Source organism: Acidovorax sp. ST3, assembly GCF_003231145.1.
GTDB lineage: Bacteria > Pseudomonadota > Gammaproteobacteria > Burkholderiales > Burkholderiaceae_C > Acidovorax.
The window spans coordinates 367426-388129 of record NZ_QKVP01000003.1 but is presented as its reverse complement, the minus strand read 5'-3'; the positions used below and the strand labels follow the sequence as shown (position 1 = coordinate 388129).

Genomic DNA, 20704 nt, shown 5'->3' with positions numbered 1-20704 from the left:
AATAAAAGAGACAAAAACAGAGAGAAAGAAGTCAGGCCACCAGCGCCGCCACGCGCAGCACGCGCTGGGCCAGTTCGGCCTGGCCCCGGGTACCGGTCTTTGCATACAGGCTGGCGAGCTGCGATCGCACGGTAGGCATCTTTACTTGGCGGGTGTCGGCCATTTCGCGCGGTGTCATGCCTTGCAGCAGCAGCGGTAGCAGGGCTGCTTCGGCGGGGGTGAGGCCATAGAGCGCGCTGCACACCGACACGGTGGCGCCTGCATGGGGCGGGGTTTCGGGCACCAGGATGAACTGGGCCAGCGCCTCGCCAGTGGCAGGGGCCGTACCGCCACGCAGGGGGGCGGCAAGGGCCACCAGCGTGGCGGGGGCCCCCGCGTGCTGGGGCTGCAGGCGGGCGGAGACCGGTGTCTGCGTGCTCAGGCTGGAGCCCAACAGTGGGACCAGCGCGGGGTGGATCTGTGCCAGCTGCAGTGGCTGGCGCGCCTGCCAGCCGGTGGCGCCGCGCAGCAGGATGCGGCAGGCGTCCTCAATGCCCAGCCAGGCGCGGGCGTGTTCGTTCAGGTAGCGCAGTTCGCCCCGGCGGTTCACATGCATCACGCCCAGGGGCAGCTGGTCCAGCGTGCGCTCCAGCGCGCTGGTGTGGCGCTGGGCTTGCTGCAGCCGCCGCTGGGCGCGCATGAGGCTGCGCACCCAGGGCGTGGCGGCGCGCAGGCGGGCGAATTGTTCGGGTGTGAATTCGCTCTTGCCCAGGTCGTTGTACATCGCCAGCACATGCATGCCCACCTCGGGCGAGGCCTCGACGATGCTGTTGACCATGGCATCAATGCCCAGGGGCCGCAGGTAGTCGGCATAAAACGCACCCCGCCGCAGCGCCGGGGTGCTGACCAGCTGCTGGCTCAGCGAGCCGCCGCGCGCCAGCGCCTGTCCTTGCTGGCGTTCCAGCGCCTCGCTCCAGGCGTCGCAGCCCTGGATGAGGTTGGCGTAGCGCGCCAGAAAATCGTCGGGCATGCCCCACTGGTAGGCGGCCAGCGGGTCGTCCGAGCCGGGCAGGGGGCAGAACAGCACCACCTTGTGGCTGCCCAGCGCCTCGCCCAGGCGGCGCAGCAGGCGCTCCACCATGCCGGGCTCGCCCAGGGCCTCCAGGCTTTCGGCCATCAAGGCCTCGAAACCCGGGATGCCTGGGTGCGGCCCCATGCGCTGCATATCCCACTCCTGACCGGCCAAGTCGGCCTCCTTTTCGCTGTATGTGTTGAACTGCGGCGGATCGTAGGTGCGTTGCCGCCAGGGCGGCATCATTCAGGTGAAGGATGTGGTGGCACTCCGACACACAATCGTGAACTGGTTCACATTTTTCAGTGGCCCCGCTGTTTTCAGCCCCCCATCTGCCAGAGCACCAGCTCCACCACGCCCCGGGCATAGAGCTGCGTGGCCTGCCACTTGAGCCCCGCAAACAGCGCCCCGGCCAGCAGCAGCCAGCCCGCGTCGCGGCGCAGGTCCAGCAGAAAGAACTGCCGCAGCGCCAGTATGAACATCAGCGTCTGCAGCGCCGTCATGTACCAGGGCGACCACTGCTTGTGCCACTTGAGCAGCTCCGGCGAGTGCGCCAGCACCAGCGGCAGCTGGTTCACCATCTGCAGCGCAATGAACACCGCCTGGCAGTACAGCGCGAGCGCCAGCAGCTCGGCCAGGTTGTAGCCACGCCGGCGGAACACCAGCCACATGCTGGCAAAAGCCGCCACCGCCCCCAGCGAAAACGACCACTTCGAGTACCCGGTCACCAGCGCATACATACGCTGCGCGGCCTCGCTGGGCAGCTCGGGCCGCAGGTAGTCGGTGTGACCCAGCACGATCAGCAAAAAGCCGATGGACAGGAACAGCAGCGTGAGCGGGTGCGGGTGGTCCTTGCGCTGGCCCAGCACATACTCGCGCGCCATGGTGCCCGGCTGCGGCAGCACCCGCAGCGCATTGCGGATGGTGCTCCACTCAAACCACCGGAACCGCTCCCAGGCCTCCTTGCGCATCATGCGGGTGCCCATGCGCGCCGCTTTCTTCTGCCCACAGTGTGCGCAGAACGGGCCAGTGAGCGCCGCGCCGCAGTTGAGGCAGGCGGTGGTGTCGAACAGCGCGTCGTTGATGGGGGTGCTGGGGGATGCGTTGGGGGAGGAGGTCACAGGCGGGGCCTACCTTGGGGCAGAAAGGGCTGGGCATGGTAGGCCGCGAGCCTGCGCCTGGCATCGTTCAGGTGGACGATGCGGCGGTTGGGCGGATGTGGTGTCCGGGCCCATGTTGCACTGCACTGCATAATGCGCGCACGCGGCCCGGCGGGCCCTGCGGGGAGCGCCCCGGGGGCCGGGGCCAACGTCAATCGCCAGACAGGAGACAACCAGCCATGGCCCAGAACGTGCTCGCCGTGTACCCCGGAACCTTCGACCCCATCACCCTGGGCCATGAAGATGTGGTGCGCAGAGCCACCCAGTTGTTTGAACGTGTGATCGTGGCCGTGGCGGCGGGGCACCACAAAAAGACCCTGTTCTCGCTGGAAGAGCGCATCGACATGGTGCGCGAGGCCGTGAAGATGTATCCCCAGGTGCAGGTCGAGCCCTTCTCGGGCCTGCTGCGCGACTTTGTGGTGTCGCGCGGCGGCAAGGCCATGGTGCGCGGCCTTCGTGCCGTGACCGACTTTGACTACGAGTTCCAGCTCGCGGGCATGAACCGCAGCCTGATGCCGCAGGTTGAAACCGTGTTCCTCACCCCCAGCGACAAGTACCAGTTCATCAGCAGCACCTTTGTGCGCGAGATCGCGGTGCTGGGCGGCGAGGTGACCAAGTTCGTGTCGCCTTCGGTCGAGGAGCGGCTGGCTGTCAAGGTGCGCAGCCTGGCAGCGCCGGAGGGCTGAGGACACTGTCCGAAACGCACCAAGAGCCCCGGTTGTGGCTCTTTTGTGCCGGTAGCGCTAGTGCAATATGCCTGGGCTGCTATCAAAATAGTAGTTTTTGGAATCTGTGATCTCAGTCCGTGGCGGGCGGTAGCCTCTCCGCAATGGCATGTGCCTGCGCGCGCAGGGCCTCCAGCATGGGCACGACCTCGGGCAGCGGTGGGCGGTACAGCGGCAGCAGCGCCGTCACGCTGAACGGGATGGAAAACGCCAGCCGCCGCAGCACCAGTCGCTCGCTGGCGGCGGCCAGGGCGGTGACCGGGTTGACGATGGCGATGCCCAGGCCCTGCTCGACCATGGCGCACACTGCGGCGGCGCTGTGGGTCTCCACGCGAAGCGTGCGCTCCACGCCCGCCTCGGCAAACCGGGCGTCGATCAGGCGGCGGTAGGGGTCGTCGGCCGAGAGGCTTACAAAGAATTCACCGGCAAAGTCGCCGAGTTGCAGCACCGGCTGGCGTGCCAAAGCGTGGTGGGCGGGCAGCACGGCCACCTCGTCCAGGGTCAGCAGCACCTCGGCCCGTGTGCCCGGCGGGGCGGTGGTCTGTTCGCACAGGCCCAGATCAAACCGCTGGGCACTCATCCATTCTTCGAGCAGGGGCGATTCCTGCGGTGTGACGGACAAGCGTGCCTCGGTGTGCGCCTGCATCAGCCGCGCCGCCGCACCCGGCAGCAGTGCATGGGCCAGCGCGGGCAGGCAAAGCACCGACAGTTGCACGGCCCCCGACCGGCCCAGGGCCACGGCCCGGTCCACCACACGCTCCAGCCCCTGCCACGAGCGCTGTACCTCGTCCCACAGCGCCAGCGCCCGGGCGTTGGGGCGCAGTCGGCCCTGCACGCGCCCGAACAGCGCATAACCCAGCAGCGATTCGAGCCGCGCCAGCTCGCGGCTCACGGTGGGTTGCGAGCTGTGCAGCAGGTCGGCCGCACCGGTGGCGCTGCCTGCAGTCATCACGGCGCGGAAGACCTCGATGTGGCGGTGGGTGATGCGATGGGCTAGGGGGGGCTCGGTCATGCCAGTCATGCGCACAGCATATCCATATTGAATGGATGGCGTAAATCAAAGCATTCGACTGAATGCGTGGATGGCGGCATCATCCGCGCATCGTTCACGCTTAGAGCGGCTAACAAAACTCTTCTGGCGTCGTTGCTGTGTCTTGTCGTACTGCTCGTACTGCCTGCAACACAGCGCCTGGCCAGAACCGCTTCGCTGAGTTTTGTTAGCCGCTCTTAGTACCCTTGGAGCCTCCCATGTCCAACCCTTTCTCCCCCGCCCAGCTCTGGGCCCTGGCCGACCAGTTTGGTACCCCGCTGTGGGTGTATGACGCGGCGACCATCCGCCAGCGCATCGCGCAGGTATCCAACTTCGAGACCATCCGCTTTGCGCAGAAGGCCTGCTCCAACATCCATATCCTGAAGCTCATGCGCGAGCAGGGCGTGAAGGTGGATGCCGTCTCGCGCGGCGAGATCCTGCGCGCGCTGGCGGCGGGCTATGTGGCGGGGGGTGAGCCGTCAGAGATCGTTTTCACCGCCGACCTGTTCGACGCCGCCACGCTCGACTGTGTGGTCGAGCACGGCGTGCCCGTCAACGCGGGCTCCATCGACATGCTGCACCAGCTGGGCGCGCGCTCGCTGGGCCACGCGGTGTGGCTGCGCATCAACCCCGGCTTTGGCCACGGCCACAGCAACAAGACCAACACGGGTGGCGAGCACAGCAAGCACGGCATCTGGCACACCGATTTGCCTGCGGCGCTGGCCGCGATCAAGCAGCACGGCCTGAAGCTGGTGGGCCTGCACATGCACATCGGCTCGGGCGTGGACTACAGCCACCTGCAGGAAGTGTGCGGCGCCATGGTCAACCTGGTGCGCACGGCGCATGCGGCGGGGCATGACCTGCACGCCATCTCGGCCGGTGGTGGCCTGTCCATTCCCTATCGCAGTGGTGACCCGGTGGTGGACACGCAGCACTACCACGGCTTGTGGGACGCCGCACGCCAGCAGGCCGAGGCCATCGTGGGCCACAAGCTCGGCCTGGAGATTGAACCGGGCCGCTTCCTCGTGGCCGAATCGGGCGTGCTGCTGGGCCAAGTGCGCGCCACCAAGAACGCGGGCAGCAACCACTTCGTGCTGGTCGATACCGGCTTCAATGAACTCATGCGCCCGTCCATGTACGGCAGCTACCACGCCATGAGCGTGCTGCGCCGCGACGGCTCCACGGCCGCCGAGCAGCCCACGGTGGTGGCGGGCCCGCTGTGCGAGTCGGGCGACGTGTTCACCCAGGGCGACGGCGGCGTGGTGCTGCCACGCGACCTGCCTGCCGCCCAAGTGGGTGACTTGCTGGTGATTCATGACACGGGCGCGTATGGCGCCAGCATGTCCTCCAACTACAACACCCGTCCGCTGATTGCCGAGGTGCTGGTGGACGGCGGCCAGGCCCGCCTGATCCGCCGCCGCCAGACGGTGGACGAGCTGCTGGTGCTGGAACTGGGGCTGTAAGCCCGGCCGCAGCGCTGGCCTCCTACGCTGTGGGGTGGATCTGCCACAGGCCCGGGTAGGTGAGGGCCTACGAGTTTGGGGTGCAAAGCCGGACAAGGGGCGGCCGGGGTGAGAAATACAGTGAAACCACCTGAACTTCTCACCCTTTCAAGGAGATCCCCATGCCTCTCATTGCCTGGCTACTTGGCGTCCCGCTGTCGGTTGTGCTGTTGCTGATGTTGTTTGGGGTGTTCTGAACCCGCATCCTGGCGCGCATGGCATTGACGCCGCCAAACAAAAGGCCCCTGTGGAGTTCCGCAGGGGCCTTTTGTCTTGGGGGATCAGGATGGGGTCACACCAGCTCGGAGGCCGGCCCGCGTCCCATCAGCGTGACGACCGCATCGGCCGGCGTGAGCTGGCCATCCAGCAGCGCCACCACCGCGCGGGTGATGGGCATGTCCACCCCCAGCTGGGCCGCCCGCTGCGCCACGGTGCGGGCGCTGTAAACGCCCTCGGCCACATGGCCCAGCGACTCGACGGCCTGCGGCAGGGTTTTGCCCTCGGCCAGCAGCATGCCCACGCGCCGGTTGCGCGACAGGTCGCCGGTGGCGGTCAGCACCAGGTCGCCCAGGCCGGACAGGCCCATGAAGGTGTCGGGCCGCGCGCCCAGCGCCAGGCCCAGCCGCGTCATCTCAGCCAGGCCGCGCGTGATGAGTGCGGCGCGGGCGTTGAGACCCAGCGCAAGCCCGTCGCACAGGCCGGTGGCAATGGCCAGCACGTTTTTCACCGCGCCACCCACCTCCACGCCCACGATGTCTTCGTTGGCATACACGCGCACGCTGGGGCTGTGGAAGGCGTTGACCAGCGCATCGCGCACCTGCGCATGGGGGCTGGCTGCCACCAGGGCGGTGGGCTGGCCCAGCGCCACTTCTTGCGCAAAGCTGGGGCCGCTGAATACGCCTGCTATTAAATCAGGAGCTATCTGCGCTTGTATCTCGTGCGCCAGCAGCCCAAAAGATGCTGAGGCGCCCCCCGCAGGCACGGCTTCAAAACCCTTGCACAGCCAGGCCACGGGCGCGGCGCAGCCGTGCAGGGCCTGCAGCATGCCGCGCAAAGCGGCCATGGGGGTGGCCACGATGACGAGGTCGGCGCCGGTCCATAGCGCAGCAAAGTCGCCATGGGCCAGCATGAGGGAGTGGGGGAGGGTGATGCCGGGCAGGTAACGCGCGTTGTACCGCTGCGTCTGCATCTGGGCCGCCTGGGCGGCATCACGCGCCCACAAGGTGACGGCATGGCCTGCGGGGTGCTGGGCAGCACTCACGGCCACCGCCGTCCCCCAGGCTCCAGCGCCCAATACTATGATTTTCATAGCTGTATGCGCTTATTCATCAAGCACTACAGGCATAAATGCCTGCAAATGCTTACTGCGTGATGATGGGCGAAGCTTGGCCAGCAGCCTGGGCTTGCTGCTGCTCGTACATGGCCTGGAAGTTGATTTCAGCCAGGTGCACGGGCGGGAAGCCAGCGCGGTTGATCAGGTCGGCCACGTTGCCTCGCAAATAGGGGTACACGATCTGGGGGCAAGCGATGCCCATGATGGGGCCCATCTGGTCTTCGGGCACGTTGCGGATTTCGAAGATACCGGCTTGCTTGGCTTCGACCAGGAACACGGTCTTGTCCTTGATCTTGGTCTGCACGGTGGCCGTGACGGCCACTTCAAAAATGCCTTCGGCCACGGGGGTGGCTTCCACGCCGAGCTGGATGTCCACGCTGGGCTGCTCTTGTTCGAGCAGGATGGCGGGGGAGTTGGGTTGCTCCAGCGACATGTCCTTGAGGTAGACGCGCTGGATCTGGAACACGGGGTTTTCTTGGTCGGCCATGGTGAAGTCTCTTTGCTCTTACGAAATTGCTAGCAAAACAAAACCCGCCGGGGAGCAGCTCCCGCAGCGGGCACATGGGGCTGCATTATGCAGCGCCCGCAGAGGCGGTCAGGCGCCGAGCAGGGGCATCAGCTCGCCACGGCTGTCCAGTGCCACCAGGTCATCGTGGCCGCCCACGTGGGTGTCGCCGATGTAGATCTGCGGCACCGTGCGGCGGCCGGTAATTTCCATCATGTGGCTGCGCGCGGCGGGGTCGGTGTCGATGCGGATCTCCTCGATCTGCTCCACGCCCTTGGACTTGAGGATCTGCTTGGCCCGGATGCAGTAGGGGCAGACGGCGGTGGTGTACATCTTCACGGGTTGCATGGCGAACCTTCCTCTTTCTTCCTGTGGGGCTGAAAAACCAGTCGCAAGACTAGCGCTGACCGAATAACTGGGGGCGGATCAGGCTTTTTCCACAGGCAGGCTGGCTTCGCGCCAGGCCTTCATGCCGCCGGCCATGGCCTGGGCGTTGTCGTAGCCCAGCTTTTTGGCAATGCCGACAGCGCGATTGGCGCGGGCGCCGCTGGCACAGACCAGCACCACGGGCAGGGCCTTGTTCTTGACCACAGTGGGCAGGCGCTCTTCCAGCTGGGACACGGGCACGTTCTTGGCGCCGGTCACGTGGCCGGCCGCGAATTCCTCGGCTTCGCACACGTCGATGACCACCGCTTTTTCGCGGTTGATGAGCTGCACGGCGCGTGCGGGTGTCAGCGAGCCGCCACTGGCGTTCTGCAGGACCGGCCACAGCAGCATGCTGCCCGAAGCCAGTGCAACGAGGAACAGATACCAGTTATCAATAATGAATTTCACGAAGCTTCCTTGGGTTGGCGAACAGCGTAATTCTAGAATGCTGGGTTTTGGCCCGCATTTTTTTGACCTGCCTTTCCTGGGGAAACCATGTACAAGCTCGTTCTGATTCGCCACGGCGAATCCACCTGGAACCTTGAAAACCGCTTCACCGGCTGGACCGATGTGGACCTCACACCCACCGGCGTCTCCCAGGCCATGTCGGCCGGCAAGCTGCTCAAGGCCGAGGGCTACGAGTTCGATCTGGCGTTCACCAGCGTGCTCAAGCGCGCGATTCACACCCTTTGGTACACGCTGGACGAAATGGACTGCACCTGGCTGCCCGTGGTCAAGGACTGGCGCCTGAACGAGCGCCACTATGGTGCGCTGCAGGGCCTGAACAAGGCTGACATGGCCAAACAGTACGGCGACGAGCAGGTGCTGGTGTGGCGCCGCAGCTATGACACGCCCCCGCCGGCCCTGGAAGCGTCCGATCCGCGCAGCGAACGCGGTGACCGCCGCTACGCTGGGGTGGCGGCCGAGAATGTGCCCCTGACCGAGTGCCTGAAAGACACCGTGGCCCGCGTGCTGCCTTTCTGGAACGAAGCCATGGCGCCTGCCATCCGGTCCGGCAAGCGGGTGGTGGTGGCTGCACATGGCAACTCCATCCGTGCGCTGGTGAAGTACCTGGACAACATCTCTGAGACCGACATCGTGGGCCTGAACATTCCCAACGGGATTCCACTGGTATATGAGCTCGATGCCGACCTCAAGCCCATCCGTCACTACTATCTGGGCGATGCCGAAGCGGCGGCCAAGGCCGCAGCCGCCGTGGCATCGCAGGGCAAAGCGTAAATCGCAGGTAAAGAGCGGGGAAAACCCCGCTTATCCCCGCCAAAGTGAGCATCCATGCGGAACTGCGGCGGGTTTGGCCCTTCCAAGGTGTATATTGGTTTCGAAGCGGTAAAAGGTGTTGTATGGGCCACAAACTCAAGATTGCAGGATGGGTATCGGTAGGCGTGGTGGCGGGTGCGCTCACCACGGTGTCACTGCAAACGGTGGCGCGCGGCGCCATGACACCGCTACCACTTGAGGAAATCCAGCAACTCTCCGCCGTGTTTGGTCTGGTCAAGACCGATTACGTCGAGCCGGTGGATGACAAGAAGCTCATCACCGACGCCATCTCCGGCATGGTGTCCAGCCTGGACCCGCACTCCCAGTATTTCGACAAGAAGTCCTTCAAGGAATTCCGCGAGGGCACGTCCGGCCGCTTCGTGGGCGTGGGCATCGAGATCACGCAGGAAGACGGCCTGATCAAGATCGTGTCGCCCATCGAAGGCTCGCCTGCCTTCCGCGCCGGCCTCAAGACCAACGACCTGATCACCAAAATTGACGAAACCGCCGTCAAGGGCCTGGCGCTGAATGACGCCGTCAAGCGCATGCGCGGCGAGCCCAGCACCAAGGTCACCCTCACCATTTTCCGCAAGGACGAGAACCGCACGTTCCCCGTCACCATCACGCGCGAAGAGATCAAGACCCAGTCCGTCAAGGGCAAGGTGATCGAGCCCGGTTACGCCTGGATCCGCCTGTCGCAATTCCAGGAGCGCACGGTGGATGACTTTGTGCGCAAGGTGGAAGAGGTCTACAAGCAGGAGCCCAACCTCAAGGGCTTGGTGCTGGACCTGCGCAACGACCCGGGCGGCCTGCTGGATGCAGCCGTGGCAATTTCTGCGGCTTTCCTGCCCGAGAACGTGACGGTGGTCACCACCAATGGCCAGCTGGCCGACAGCAAGGCCACCTACAAGGCTGCCCCTGACTACTACCAGCGCCGGGGCGGCGGTGATCCGCTCAAACGCCTTCCCGCGTCCCTCAAGGCGGTGCCGCTGGTGGTGCTGGTCAACGAAGGCTCTGCCTCCGCCAGCGAGATCGTGGCTGGCGCGCTGCAGGACCACAAGCGCGCCACCATCATGGGCAGCCAGACCTTCGGCAAGGGCTCGGTGCAGACCGTGCGTCCGCTGGGGCCTGACACGGGCATCAAGCTGACCACCGCACGCTATTACACGCCGAGTGGTAAGTCGATCCAGGCCAAGGGTATCGTGCCCGACGTGATGATTGACGAGTCGGAAGAGGGCAACATCTTTGCCGCCTTGCGCATGCGCGAGGCAGATCTGGACAAGCACTTGAACAGCGGCCAGGGTGAAGAGAAGAAGGATGAAGCCCGTGAAAAGGCCCGTGAGGAAGCCCGCAAGCGCATGGAAGAAGAAGCCAAGAAGCCTGCGGCCGACCGCAAGGTGCCCGAATTCGGTTCGGACAAGGACTTCCAGCTGGTGCAGGCCCTCAATCAGCTCAAGGGTCGCCCTGTGCTGGTCAGCAAGACGCTGACAGAGCGCAAGGAAGAAAAGAAAGAGAATTGAGCCTTTCGCGCTCTGACCCCGGGCTGGATTTCGCGAGGAATCCAGCCTTTTTCATGTCCGCCTGTTTCACCGTTGATTTTTTGGCCGCTGCAGGCCCGCCTTCCCATGACCGATGACCAGCTCCTGCGCTATTCCCGCCACATCCTGCTCGACGAGGTGGGCATCGAGGGGCAGGAGCGGGTGTTGGAAGCCCATGCTCTCATCATCGGCGCTGGCGGGTTGGGGTCGCCCGCTGCGCTGTACTTGGCTTCCGCCGGTGTGGGCCACATCACACTCGTCGATGACGACGTGGTGGACCTGACCAACCTGCAGCGCCAGATTGCGCACACCACCGCGCGCGTGGGCAGTCCCAAGGTCCAGTCGGCGGCGCAGGCCATGGCCGACATCAACCCCGAGGTGCAGGTCACCGCACTGCAGGCCCGGGTGGATGCGGCGGCTCTCGACAGTCTGGTGCGCGATGCCACAGTGGTACTCGACTGCAGCGACAACTATGCGACCCGCCAGGCGGTCAATGCCGCGTGTGTGCGTCACAACAAACCCTTGGTGGCGGGGGCTGTGATCCAGTTCGATGGGCAGATCACGGTGGTGGACCCGCGCGATGCGCAGTCGCCTTGTTATGCCTGCATCTTCCCGCCGGATGCGGAGTTTGAAGAAGTCCGCTGCTCCACGATGGGTGTATTTGCTCCGCTGGTGGGTGTGGTGGGTGCGATGCAGGCAGCCGAGGCGCTCAAACTCATAGCGGGCGTGGGTCAGTCGCTGGCGGGGCGGCTGCTGATGCTCGATGGCCGGGCCATGGAGTGGAGCACCATGCGCGTTCAGCGCCATGCCCATTGCAAGGTGTGTGTTGCGCGGTAGGATTTTTCCTACATGGCCAGCGTGTTGTGGCTGGCAGAATCCGGCGCATGGAAGCCTTAAATTCAAGGCTAGGACAGCGTGACCCGCACTGTCCGTACACATGGACCCGCCCGTGAAACTGCGCACCTACATTGTTGAAGACAACGCGACCATCCGCGAGAACCTGATCGGGACTCTGGAGGAGTTGGCGTCTGTAGAAGCAGTGGGCGTGGCAGAAACCGAAGACGAAGGCACCAACTGGCTGTCCGCCCACCCCGAGGCATGGGACTTGGCCATCGTCGATCTGTTCTTGCGGCAAGGCAGCGGGCTGGGTGTGCTGGCTGCGTGCCGTACGCGCCGGCCGGGACAGAAGATGGTGGTGCTGAGCAATTACGCCACGCCGGATGTGCGCATGCGCTGTGCGCAGCTGGGCGTAGATGCGGTGTTTGACAAGTCCAACGAGATCGATGCCCTGGTCGACTACTGTGTGCAACACAGCAGCCTGTCGCACACCATGGGCGCCAACAGCAGCGGCGGAGCGCCAGCTGCCTCATCAGGCGCAGTCCAGTGACACAACCCGCCGCCGCGTGCGTAAGTGCATGCGGTAGTTGGGGTGTTGGTTTTTCTTCCCTTTCTTCGAACGCTGCAGCTCACCATGCCTGGGCCCTACGAGGCAGCAGGGCGCAGGCAGGCGAGGCGATGTCAGTCGATCAGGCGATTCTTGAGCGCGTAGTAGGTCAGGTCGCTGTTGGACGACAGGCTCATCTTTTCCATCAAGCGTGTGCGGTAGGTGCTGACTGTCTTCACGCTCAGCGACAGCGACTTGGCAATGTCCCCCGCAGTCTCTCCCTTGGCCAGCTTGAGAAACACCTGGAACTCGCGCTCCGACAGCTGCTCATGCGGCGGTGCGTCGTCCTTGCGATTGAGTTGCTGCGCGAGCAGCTCGGCAACAGCAGGCGTCAGGTAGCGGCGGCCCAGCGCGATGGTACGGATGGCTTCCACAATTTCCGACGGCTCGCACTCCTTGTTCAGGTAGCCGCTCGCGCCCTGGCGGATCAGGTTGATCGCATAGTGTTCTTCGGGGTAGCCGCTCAGGATCAGGATGCCCATGTCGGGCGCCTTGGCGCGCAGCATGGCCAGGGCATCCAGCCCGCTTTGGCCGGGCATCGACAGGTCCATCAGCAATACATCGATTTCCTTGTTGCGCACCAGGTCGATGGCCTCGCGGCCGTTGGCGGCTTCGCCCTCGACCCGAAGGTCCACATGCTCGGACAGGAACTGCTTGAGCCCGGAACGAACAATCGCATGGTCATCCACAATGCCGATCTTGATCATTGATGCTTCTTTCGAGGCGGCAGCCACAGACTGCCGGTGTGTGTTGAAGTCCAGATGCCCCATCGTGTCATGGCACGGCAGGGGCGTCAAAACGGTAGTCGGTCATTATCCAGAATAAGCGTATGAATCTCCAAGAAAACACCCGGCGTTGGTTACCAAAAGTCCGACAGATGGCTTTGAGCCTGCCCATGGCGCTGCTGGCGGCCATGGTGCTGGTGGGCATCAATGAAACGGGGCACATGCGTTCGCAAGATGCGGTGGAGCAATTGGCCCAGGGGCTCACCACACGGTCTGATGTGAACAAGCTGCTGCAGAGCATGCTAGACGCAGAAACCGGTCAGCGCGGCTATCTGCTCACGGGCAATGAAACCTACCTGGAGCCCTACGACAAGGCCGTGGCCACCGTGCAGACCAATCTCGACAGCCTGCGCATGCAGTTCATGGCCTCGCCGGAAGACATGCAGGAGTTTGCGCTGTTGTCGCGGCAGATATCGCGCAAGCTGGCCGAGATGGAACTGAGCCTGCGCCTGCGCCGCCAGGGCAACGAAGACGCGTGGAAGTTCATCCTCAACACCGATGTGGGCAAGGAACACATGGAGGCGATCCGCCAACATGCGCAAGAGCTCATCGCCCGCAGCGACAAGCGCCTGCAGCAAGGCCGCGAGCAGATCGAGCAGTCGCTGATGCTGTCGCGCATCGGCATTGCCACAGTCACTGCCATCGGCCTGCTGGCCTTTTACATGTACCTGCGCCAGACGCAGGCCGTGCAAACGGTGAACCTGCGCGAGCAAGAGGTGCTGGAGCGCGAGCGCGACCGCCTGGAGGGCCTCGTGCGCGATCGCACCGCGACGTTGTCTGAGCTGGCCAACCACTTGCAACAGGTACGCGAAGAAGAGCGCGGCCATCTGGCGCGAGAGCTGCATGACGAACTCGGCGCGCTGCTGACGGCCGCCAAGCTGGATGTGGCGCGCCTCAAGTCAAAGATCGACGCCACTGCCCCCGATGTGTCGGAGCGGCTCAAGCACCTGACGGAGACGCTCAACAGCGGCATTGCGCTCAAGCGCCGCATCATCGAAGACCTGCGGCCTTCGTCCCTGTCGAACCTGGGGCTCACGGCCGCACTGGAGATCCTGACGCGCGAATACGCCGAGCGCGCAGGCATCGACGTCGAGACCAGCCTGGAGCCGGTGCAATTGCCCGATGCAGCGCAGCTCACGGTGTACCGCATGGTGCAGGAGGCACTGACCAACATCGGCAAGTACGCCAAGGCCAGCAAGGTGCTGGTGTCGGTGCACGGCTACCCCACGCATGTGGCGGTGCAGGTGCGCGACGATGGCGTGGGTTTTGACCCCGGCAGCGTGCGCCCCACCTCGCACGGCCTGGCCGGCATGCGCCACCGGGTTGAGGCGGCGGGCGGGCGCCTCACGCTCACCTCGCGGCCGGGCAATGGCACTTTGTTGTCGGCCGTTTTGCCACTGCCGCGCACTGCCTCAGATACACGCCGCGACGCCGCTGCGCATGACGCCTGAAGCCCAGGCCTACGGCTTTTCCCATCCCCCTTCTTCCCCTCTCGCCGCGATGCACGGCTAACCGGGTACGGCCATCACGGGCACGGGGCGCTGCACCTGGGCCGTAGCACCGCCCTGCGCGGCGTAGCCGTCGGTATCTGCCCGTGCGTGCCGTCCTACACCACCCCCACTGCGCCGCCGACACGGGGGCGCGCCGCACACCGGCATTCAGGGCTGCGGGCGATACCTACAGTTGACCCCAGGCGCTGAGGTTTTGGCGCCACCCGATCTGCCGGCAAGCCGGCCACCCATAAGGAGATGGAAATGTTGCACTACGCAGTTGTTTTTCTGGTGATCGCGCTGATTGCAGCCCTCTTCGGTTTTGGCGGTATTGCTGCCGGCGCCGTGGGCATCGCAAAGATTCTGTTCTTTGTGTTCGTGATCATGGCCGTGATCACCTTCGTGCTGGGTCTGCTCAAAAAGGGGTAAGCCTGGCCTGACGGCCCGGCCTTCGCCCCAGCCCCTCGCGCATTCCCCTTTTGCATATCCCAAGGAGTTTTTTGATGAGCCTTCAGACAGCAACCGACAAAGTGACGACTGGCGTTCGCAACCTCACCGATGACGTGCTGCAAAGCGCCCAAGAGGCTGTGCAGACCACGCGTGCTGCCGCAGACCAGTCGCTCGACAAGGCCGAAGAACGTGTGCGTGCCCTGCGCCGCCAGGCCGATCCCGCCATTGACGACCTGGCCGCCCGTGCCCAGGACCTGGCTGCCCGCAGCATTGACTACTGCGCCGAGACCAGCGCGCGTGCACGCCGCCAGATGCAGCAGGCCGCAGAAGCCACCAGCAAGTACGTGGCTGAGCAGCCCGGCAAGTCGCTGTTGATCGCCGCCGCATCGGGTGCCCTGCTGGCCACCGTGGCGATGTGGATGTCGCGCCGCCGCGATGCATACTGAGCGTTGAAAGTGGGTGATGCCGGCGTTCGTCCGCCGGTGCCCTGCCAGCTCTGATTTTTTAGCCCTTTTCCCACAGTCCGCCGGTCGCGGAGGGTGCAACAGACCGGTGGATTGAATATGTCCCAGCACCCGCGTTCCCAACCATTCTTGAACAAGGAAAACACCATGAAATACGCACGTGCCCTCGCTTTCGCCGCAGTCGCTGGCATCACCATCGTTACGGCCACGGGCTGCTCGGTGGCTCGCGAACAGCAGACTGTGGGTTCTTATGTGGATGACGCCGGCATCACCGCTGCCGTGAAGGCCAAGATGGCCGAAGACAAGAACGTGTCCGCCACCTCCATCAGCGTGGAAACGCTGAACGGCACGGTGCAGCTGTCGGGCTTTGCCAAGTCGCAGACCGAAAAGAACCAGGCTGAAAACATTGCCCGCAACACCAAGCATGTGCGCGAAGTGCGCAACAGCATCGTTGTGCGTCCCTGACCGTAAGGGGCTTGTGCCTAATGCGTGGGCTTAGTGCCCTGCGCAATGGCGCACCCCCTGAAGCAGGCTCCAGGCATGTCCCGGGGCCTGTTTTTTTTCATGGGGCCACCCCCTGTTGCTGTATGGGGTGGAGCCTGCACTGTTCATTCACCTTGCTCCGGGCCACGGGGTATAAGCTCCACACCATGCGCGTATTCAATTGCGACCATTGCGGTCATCTGGTGTTTTTTGACAGCGTGCAATGTCTGCATTGCGGCAGCGCGCTGGCGTTTTTGCCCGATGCGCTGACCATCGCCGCGCTGACCCCTGCACCGCAAGATGGTGCCGAACTGTGGCGCCGCCGGGGCAGGCAGGGCGATGCCCATTCCAGCGGGCGCCTGTATCGCATGTGCCGCAACCACACGGACCACCAAGCCTGCAACTTTGCGATACCCGTCCACGATTTCACCGAGCTGTGTGTGTCGTGCCGCCAGACCCGCGTGATGCCCGACCTGTCCGAGCCTGCGAACATGGGGCGTTGGATGCAGATCGAAGCCGCCAAGCGGCGGCTGTTCTACAGCCTGGCCCGCCTGGGGCTGGAGCCTGCGCCCGGCGGCACGAGCCCGGTGTTTGAGTTTTTGGCCGAGGTGCCGGGCGGCCCGCCCGTGCTGACGGGCCACAACAACGGTACCATCACCCTCAACGTGGCCGAGGCCGATGACGATGAGCGTGCGCGCCGCCGCATCGCGCTGGGTGAGCCCTACCGTACGCTGATTGGCCACCTGCGCCATGAGTCCGGCCACTTCTACTGGGACCAGTTGGTGCGCGATGGTGGGCGGCTGGATGACTTTCGCCAGATGTTTGGTGACGAGCGCCAGGACTATGCAGCGGCCCTGGAGGCGCACTATGCCAAGGGCAATGACGGTAACGACTGGGCCGACCACCATGTGAGCGCCTACGCCGCCGCCCACCCCTGGGAAGACTGGGCCGAAACCTGGGCGCACTACCTGCACATGATCGACCTGCTGGAAACCTCGGCCAGTTATGCCACCGAGGTCACGATCCCTGGCATCTACGGCCCACAGCGCAGCAGCGCCATCGACCCCTTTGCCAGTCCGGCGCCTGACTTTCAGTCCATGGTGCAGCACCTGGTGCCGCTGACGCTGCTGCTCAACAGCCTCACACGCAGCCTGGGGCAGCCCGACGCCTACCCGTTTGCGCTGGCGAGCGCGGTGCTGGCCAAGCTGCGCTTTGTGCACGACATGGTGCGCGAGGCCGCCGCACGGCCGGCCCCTGTGGCCGCTCCGGCCCCCGTTCCGCTAGCCCCACCTGCTGCCCATCAAGGTATCAAAAAAAATAGCAAAACAGCCAATAAAGACCAGCGCTAGCAGGCGGTTTGGCTGAAATTTGGCGGCCACGCCGTCCGCAGGGCTTGAATACGGCCTGGAACTTGCTTGAGGGCTTGCAGGAGATTGGCTCTCATGCAGAAGTTCGACGAGATGGTTACCCGGCTGCCCCTGGCCAGCCTGGACGGTGCGGCAGGCTGGGCGGACAGCGATGTGCGGCCCCACTATGCGCGGTTTGCGCAATGGCTGGCGCGCCAGAGCGCCGAGTCCATGCAGGCGCGCCGCGCCGAGGCCGAGGTCATCTTCCGGCGCGTGGGCATCACCTTTGCCGTATACGGCGCCAAGGACGAGGACGGCGCGGGCACCGAGCGGCTCATCCCCTTTGACCTGATCCCGCGCATCATTCCGCAGCAGGAATGGGCGCACATGCAGCGCGGCCTGGTGCAGCGGGTCACGGCGCTCAACCGCTTCATTCACGACGTGTACCACGGCCAGGAAATCCTGCGCGCAGGCATCGTGCCGGCCGAGCAGATCCTGCGCAACGCCCAGTTCCGGCCCGAGATGGTCAGCGTTCATGTGCCGCTCGACATCTACTCCCACATCAGCGGCATCGACATCGTGCGTGCGCCGAACGCTTCGGGCGAGGGCGTGTACTACGTGCTGGAAGACAACCTGCGCGTGCCCAGCGGCGTGAGCTACATGCTCGAAGACCGCAAGATGATGATGCGGCTGTTCCCCGAACTGTTCGCACAGCACCAGGTGTCACCGGTGGCGCACTACCCGGACCTGTTGCTGGACACACTGCGCGCCAGCGCCCCGGCTGGCGCAGCCGACCCGACCGTGGTGGTGCTCACGCCCGGCATGTACAACAGCGCCTACTTCGAGCACGCCTTCCTTGCGCAGCAGATGGGCGTGGAGCTGGTCGAGGGGCAGGACCTCGTGGTCAAGGACCAGTTTGTGTACATGCGCACCACGCGTGGCCTGCAGCGGGTGGATGTGATCTACCGCCGGGTGGATGACGATTTCCTCGACCCCGACGTTTTCCGCCCCACCTCCACCCTGGGCTGTGCGGGGCTCATGGCCGCCTACCGGGCGGGCAATGTCGCCATCTGCAACGCCGTGGGCACGGGCGTGGCCGACGACAAGTCCATCTACCCCTACGTGCCGGACATGATCCGCTTCTACCTGGGGGAGGAGCCCATCCTGCAGAACGTCCCCACCTGGATGTGCCGCAAGCCGGACGACCTGCGGTACGTGCTGGACCACCTGCACGAACTGGTGGTGAAGGAAGTCCATGGCGCGGGCGGCTACGGCATGCTGATTGGCCCTGCAGCCACCCGGGCCGAGATCGACGCTTTCCGCGCCGCAGTCATCGCCAAGCCCGACGGCTACATCGCCCAGCCCACGCTCAGCCTCTCCAGCTGCCCCACCTATGTGGACAACGGCATTGCACCCCGCCACATCGACCTGCGGCCATTTGTGCTCAGCGGCCAGAAGGTGCAGATGGTGGCGGGCGGCCTCACGCGCGTGGCCCTCAAGGAGGGATCGCTGGTGGTCAATTCGTCGCAGGGCGGGGGCACCAAGGACACCTGGGTGCTGGGCGATCAGCCTGCGGCAGCGCAGGCCTCGTCCTTGCCCATGCAAACACAAAGCCAAGGGAGGGAATGACCATGCTGAGCCGTACTGCCGATCGTTTGCTCTGGATGGCCCGTTACACCGAGCGGGCAGAAAAGCCCTGCGTAGCGGGGCTTTCGAAAAAATACGGCAAGCGTGTGCAACACGCTCGGGGTTCTCTGCCCTCGTCCAAGAAGGAGATCACATGCTAAGCCGCACCGCCGATCATTTGTTCTGGATGGCCCGTTACACCGAAAGGGCAGAGAACACCGCCCGGATGCTGGACGTCAACTACCAGAGCGCGTTGCTGCCCCAATCGACCGAGGTCGCCACCCTCGGCTGGCAGGGCTTGCTGTCCATCAGCGAGCTGCTGCCCGCCTACACCGCCCAGCATGGCGAGGTGACGCCTGCCAAGGTGCTCGACTTCATGGTCAAGGACCCGAGCAACCCCTCGTCCATCGTGGCCTGCCTGCAGGCCGCGCGCGAGAACGCGCGGGCGGTGCGTGGGGCGCTCAACACCGAGGCCTGGGAAATCCAGAACCAGACCTGGCTTGAAGTGAACCGCCTGATTGCGAGCGGTGCGTTGGAGCAGGACCCGGCGCGGTTCTTTGAATGGGTGAAGTTCCGCTCGCACCTGTCGCGCGGGGTGACGGTGGGCACCATGCTGCAGGACGAGGCGCTGCACTTCATGCGCCTGGGCACGTTTCTGGAGCGGGCCGACAACACGGCGCGGCTGCTGGACGTGAAGTTCCACGCGGTGCAAAGCGACTTCAGGGGCGCGGCCGCGGCGCAGGATCAGGACTACGACTTCTATCACTGGAGCGCCATCTTGCTCAGCGTGTCGGGCTTCGAGACCTACCGCAAGGTGTACCGCGACGTGATCACCCCCGAGCGCGTGGCCGAGCTGCTGATCCTGCGGGCCGACATGCCCCGCTCGCTGCACGCCTGCATGAAGGAGGTGCTGGGCAACCTCGACATGCTGGCCAGCGGCCAGTCGGCCGAGACCCAGCGGCACGCGGGGCGGCTGCTGGCACACCTCAAGTTCGCGCGCATCGATGAGATCCTGACCCATGGCCTGCACGCCTACCTCACCCAGTTCCTGGAGCGGGTGAACGACCTGGGGGCGCGGATCAGCCGGGACTTCCTGGTGCCTGCGGCAGTGTGAGGGGGGCGTCTGACGCAGTCAGTGCAGCGGCCGCAGCAGTAGCGGCCGTGGCTTCGGGTACCGGCTCCACCGTCACCCCCACCTGCAGCACATGGTGGTCGCCGCCGTGTATCACACCGCGCAGCGGCGACACATCCGAAAAATCGCGGCCGATGGCCAGGGTCACGTAGTCTTCGCCTGCCGGGCGGTCGTTGGTGGGGTCCAGGTCAAACCAGGCGTTCTCGACCAGCGCGCCGCCCCTGTCATCCGCTGAAGGCGACCACACCGACACCCAGGCGTGCGAGGCATCGGCCCCCACCAGCCGGGGCTGGCCGGGTGGGGGCTCGGTCAGCAGGTAGCCGCTGACATACCGAGCCGCGAGGCCCAGGCTGCGCAGGCAGCCAATCATCACGTGGGCAAAGTCCTGGCACACGCCCCGGCGCAGCCGCAGCGATTCGAGCGCGGGCGTACCCGCGTCGGTGGCATTGGCGGTGTAGGCAAAGTCGGCATGGATGCGCGACATCAGGTGGCTGGCGGCCTGCATCAGCGGGCGGCCCGGCGCAAAGCTGTCGGCGGCATAGGCCACAAAGTCGGCGTGCCGGGGGATGTAGGGCGAGGCAAAGCTGAACTCGGTGGCCGCGTGGTAGGGCTGGCCGCGCCGGTAGCTCAGGCGCTCGCGCACGGCATCCCAGGGCTCGCCGGGCGGCGCGGCGGGCACGGGCAGGGTCTCCAGCAGGCTTTCGGCGCGCACCCGCAGTTGCTCGTGGGTGAAGGGCAGGCTGAAGAACGTGCGGGTGTTGCCAAACACGTCCTGCACCATGTTGCACTGGGTTGGGGCGGGGTCCACCTGCAGGCTGTGGGTCAGCACGCGCTGCACCATGCCGGTGCGCGGGCGCAGATGGGCCATGTGCTGGGCGTTCTGCACCGTGGGGGTGTAGTGGTACACCGTTTCGTGGATGACGCGCAGCCTCATGG

23 protein-coding genes are annotated in these 20704 nt (G+C 65.0%); 14 read left to right on the top strand and 9 right to left on the bottom strand.

The window, feature by feature from the left end; all coding sequences use genetic code 11:
- Nucleotides 1-31: 31 nt before the first annotated feature.
- Together DNK89_RS11015 and DNK89_RS11010 are read right to left on the bottom strand one after the other, a co-directional pair.
- Complete coding sequence (locus DNK89_RS11015) at nucleotides 32-1297, bottom strand: helix-turn-helix transcriptional regulator (protein WP_110960122.1); 1266 nt, start codon at nucleotides 1295-1297, stop codon at nucleotides 32-34.
- 74 nt (nucleotides 1298-1371) lie between these two features.
- On the bottom strand, nucleotides 1372-2172 hold the full coding sequence (locus DNK89_RS11010) for a DUF3667 domain-containing protein (protein WP_110960121.1): 801 nt from the start codon (nucleotides 2170-2172) through the stop codon (nucleotides 1372-1374).
- A gap of 218 nt (nucleotides 2173-2390) precedes the next feature.
- Between DNK89_RS11010 and coaD the strand changes: the two genes are divergently transcribed.
- Entirely contained in the window at nucleotides 2391-2897 is a 507-nt protein-coding gene (coaD, locus tag DNK89_RS11005; protein WP_110960120.1) for a pantetheine-phosphate adenylyltransferase, read from the top strand.
- A gap of 112 nt (nucleotides 2898-3009) precedes the next feature.
- On the opposite strand, the gene DNK89_RS11000 is transcribed toward coaD, so the two are convergent.
- Nucleotides 3010-3948 carry a LysR family transcriptional regulator gene (locus DNK89_RS11000; protein WP_238990781.1) on the bottom strand — a complete coding sequence of 313 codons (939 nt, stop codon included), beginning with the start codon at nucleotides 3946-3948 and terminating at the stop codon, nucleotides 3010-3012.
- A 236-nt stretch (nucleotides 3949-4184) separates the two neighbouring features.
- On the opposite strand from DNK89_RS11000, the gene lysA reads away from it, so the two are divergent.
- Nucleotides 4185-5429: a diaminopimelate decarboxylase gene (gene lysA / locus DNK89_RS10995; protein WP_110960118.1), complete on the top strand. Its 1245-nt coding sequence runs from the start codon at nucleotides 4185-4187 to the stop codon at nucleotides 5427-5429.
- 331 nt (nucleotides 5430-5760) lie between these two features.
- Here the strand turns inward: lysA and DNK89_RS10990 are convergent, their stop codons facing one another.
- From DNK89_RS10990 to DNK89_RS10975, 4 genes are all read right to left on the bottom strand, one after another.
- Nucleotides 5761-6777 (bottom strand): NAD(P)H-dependent glycerol-3-phosphate dehydrogenase, encoded by a 1017-nt coding sequence (locus DNK89_RS10990; protein WP_110960117.1) that lies wholly within the window; start codon nucleotides 6775-6777, stop codon nucleotides 5761-5763.
- Between the two features lie 52 nt (nucleotides 6778-6829).
- The gene (gene secB, locus DNK89_RS10985) at nucleotides 6830-7288 is read right to left on the bottom strand and encodes a protein-export chaperone SecB (protein ID WP_060985051.1); all 459 of its coding nucleotides are present in this window, start codon (nucleotides 7286-7288) and stop codon (nucleotides 6830-6832) included.
- A gap of 108 nt (nucleotides 7289-7396) precedes the next feature.
- The gene (gene grxC, locus DNK89_RS10980) at nucleotides 7397-7654 is read right to left on the bottom strand and encodes a glutaredoxin 3 (RefSeq protein WP_015015481.1); all 258 of its coding nucleotides are present in this window, start codon (nucleotides 7652-7654) and stop codon (nucleotides 7397-7399) included.
- A 78-nt stretch (nucleotides 7655-7732) separates the two neighbouring features.
- Complete coding sequence (locus DNK89_RS10975; RefSeq protein ID WP_110960116.1) at nucleotides 7733-8140, bottom strand: rhodanese-like domain-containing protein; 408 nt, start codon at nucleotides 8138-8140, stop codon at nucleotides 7733-7735.
- A gap of 87 nt (nucleotides 8141-8227) precedes the next feature.
- Between DNK89_RS10975 and gpmA the strand changes: the two genes are divergently transcribed.
- The 4 genes from gpmA to DNK89_RS10955 all read left to right on the top strand — a co-directional run bounded on the left by gpmA (nucleotide 8228) and on the right by DNK89_RS10955 (nucleotide 11935).
- Nucleotides 8228-8971, top strand: a complete 744-nt coding sequence (gene gpmA, locus DNK89_RS10970; RefSeq protein ID WP_110960115.1) for a 2,3-diphosphoglycerate-dependent phosphoglycerate mutase — start codon at nucleotides 8228-8230, stop codon at nucleotides 8969-8971.
- A gap of 122 nt (nucleotides 8972-9093) precedes the next feature.
- Complete coding sequence (locus tag DNK89_RS10965; protein ID WP_056065928.1) at nucleotides 9094-10530, top strand: S41 family peptidase; 1437 nt, start codon at nucleotides 9094-9096, stop codon at nucleotides 10528-10530.
- A 105-nt stretch (nucleotides 10531-10635) separates the two neighbouring features.
- Nucleotides 10636-11385 carry a HesA/MoeB/ThiF family protein gene (locus tag DNK89_RS10960; RefSeq protein ID WP_056066553.1) on the top strand — a complete coding sequence of 250 codons (750 nt, stop codon included), beginning with the start codon at nucleotides 10636-10638 and terminating at the stop codon, nucleotides 11383-11385.
- 112 nt (nucleotides 11386-11497) lie between these two features.
- Nucleotides 11498-11935, top strand: a complete 438-nt coding sequence (locus DNK89_RS10955; RefSeq protein ID WP_110960383.1) for a response regulator — start codon at nucleotides 11498-11500, stop codon at nucleotides 11933-11935.
- A 131-nt stretch (nucleotides 11936-12066) separates the two neighbouring features.
- On the opposite strand, the gene DNK89_RS10950 is transcribed toward DNK89_RS10955, so the two are convergent.
- Nucleotides 12067-12699, bottom strand: a complete 633-nt coding sequence (locus DNK89_RS10950; protein ID WP_015015475.1) for a response regulator transcription factor — start codon at nucleotides 12697-12699, stop codon at nucleotides 12067-12069.
- Between the two features lie 122 nt (nucleotides 12700-12821).
- On the opposite strand from DNK89_RS10950, the gene DNK89_RS10945 reads away from it, so the two are divergent.
- From DNK89_RS10945 to DNK89_RS10910, 8 genes are all read left to right on the top strand, one after another.
- Nucleotides 12822-14228 carry a CHASE3 domain-containing protein gene (locus DNK89_RS10945; RefSeq protein WP_110960114.1) on the top strand — a complete coding sequence of 469 codons (1407 nt, stop codon included), beginning with the start codon at nucleotides 12822-12824 and terminating at the stop codon, nucleotides 14226-14228.
- Between the two features lie 303 nt (nucleotides 14229-14531).
- Nucleotides 14532-14696 (top strand): DUF1328 domain-containing protein, encoded by a 165-nt coding sequence (locus DNK89_RS10940; protein ID WP_110960113.1) that lies wholly within the window; start codon nucleotides 14532-14534, stop codon nucleotides 14694-14696.
- 74 nt (nucleotides 14697-14770) lie between these two features.
- On the top strand, nucleotides 14771-15163 hold the full coding sequence (locus DNK89_RS10935) for a hypothetical protein (RefSeq protein WP_110960112.1): 393 nt from the start codon (nucleotides 14771-14773) through the stop codon (nucleotides 15161-15163).
- 165 nt (nucleotides 15164-15328) lie between these two features.
- On the top strand, nucleotides 15329-15646 hold the full coding sequence (locus tag DNK89_RS10930) for a BON domain-containing protein (RefSeq protein ID WP_015015472.1): 318 nt from the start codon (nucleotides 15329-15331) through the stop codon (nucleotides 15644-15646).
- Nucleotides 15647-15831: 185 nt separating this feature from the next.
- Entirely contained in the window at nucleotides 15832-17013 is a 1182-nt protein-coding gene (locus DNK89_RS10925; RefSeq protein ID WP_110960111.1) for a putative zinc-binding metallopeptidase, read from the top strand.
- A 93-nt stretch (nucleotides 17014-17106) separates the two neighbouring features.
- Nucleotides 17107-18639 carry a circularly permuted type 2 ATP-grasp protein gene (locus tag DNK89_RS10920; RefSeq protein ID WP_110960110.1) on the top strand — a complete coding sequence of 511 codons (1533 nt, stop codon included), beginning with the start codon at nucleotides 17107-17109 and terminating at the stop codon, nucleotides 18637-18639.
- A complete protein-coding gene (locus DNK89_RS25020; protein ID WP_370220907.1) occupies nucleotides 18636-18797 on the top strand; it encodes an alpha-E domain-containing protein in 162 nt (53 codons plus the stop codon). Before DNK89_RS10920 ends, DNK89_RS25020 begins: the two co-directional genes overlap by 4 nt.
- Nucleotides 18791-19750: an alpha-E domain-containing protein gene (locus DNK89_RS10910; protein WP_110960109.1), complete on the top strand. Its 960-nt coding sequence runs from the start codon at nucleotides 18791-18793 to the stop codon at nucleotides 19748-19750. Before DNK89_RS25020 ends, DNK89_RS10910 begins: the two co-directional genes overlap by 7 nt.
- On the opposite strand, the gene DNK89_RS10905 is transcribed toward DNK89_RS10910, so the two are convergent.
- The gene (locus DNK89_RS10905) at nucleotides 19716-20702 is read right to left on the bottom strand and encodes a transglutaminase family protein (protein ID WP_110960108.1); all 987 of its coding nucleotides are present in this window, start codon (nucleotides 20700-20702) and stop codon (nucleotides 19716-19718) included. The two genes, DNK89_RS10910 and DNK89_RS10905, sit on opposite strands and share 35 nt — an antisense overlap.
- Nucleotides 20703-20704: the final 2 nt, after the last annotated feature.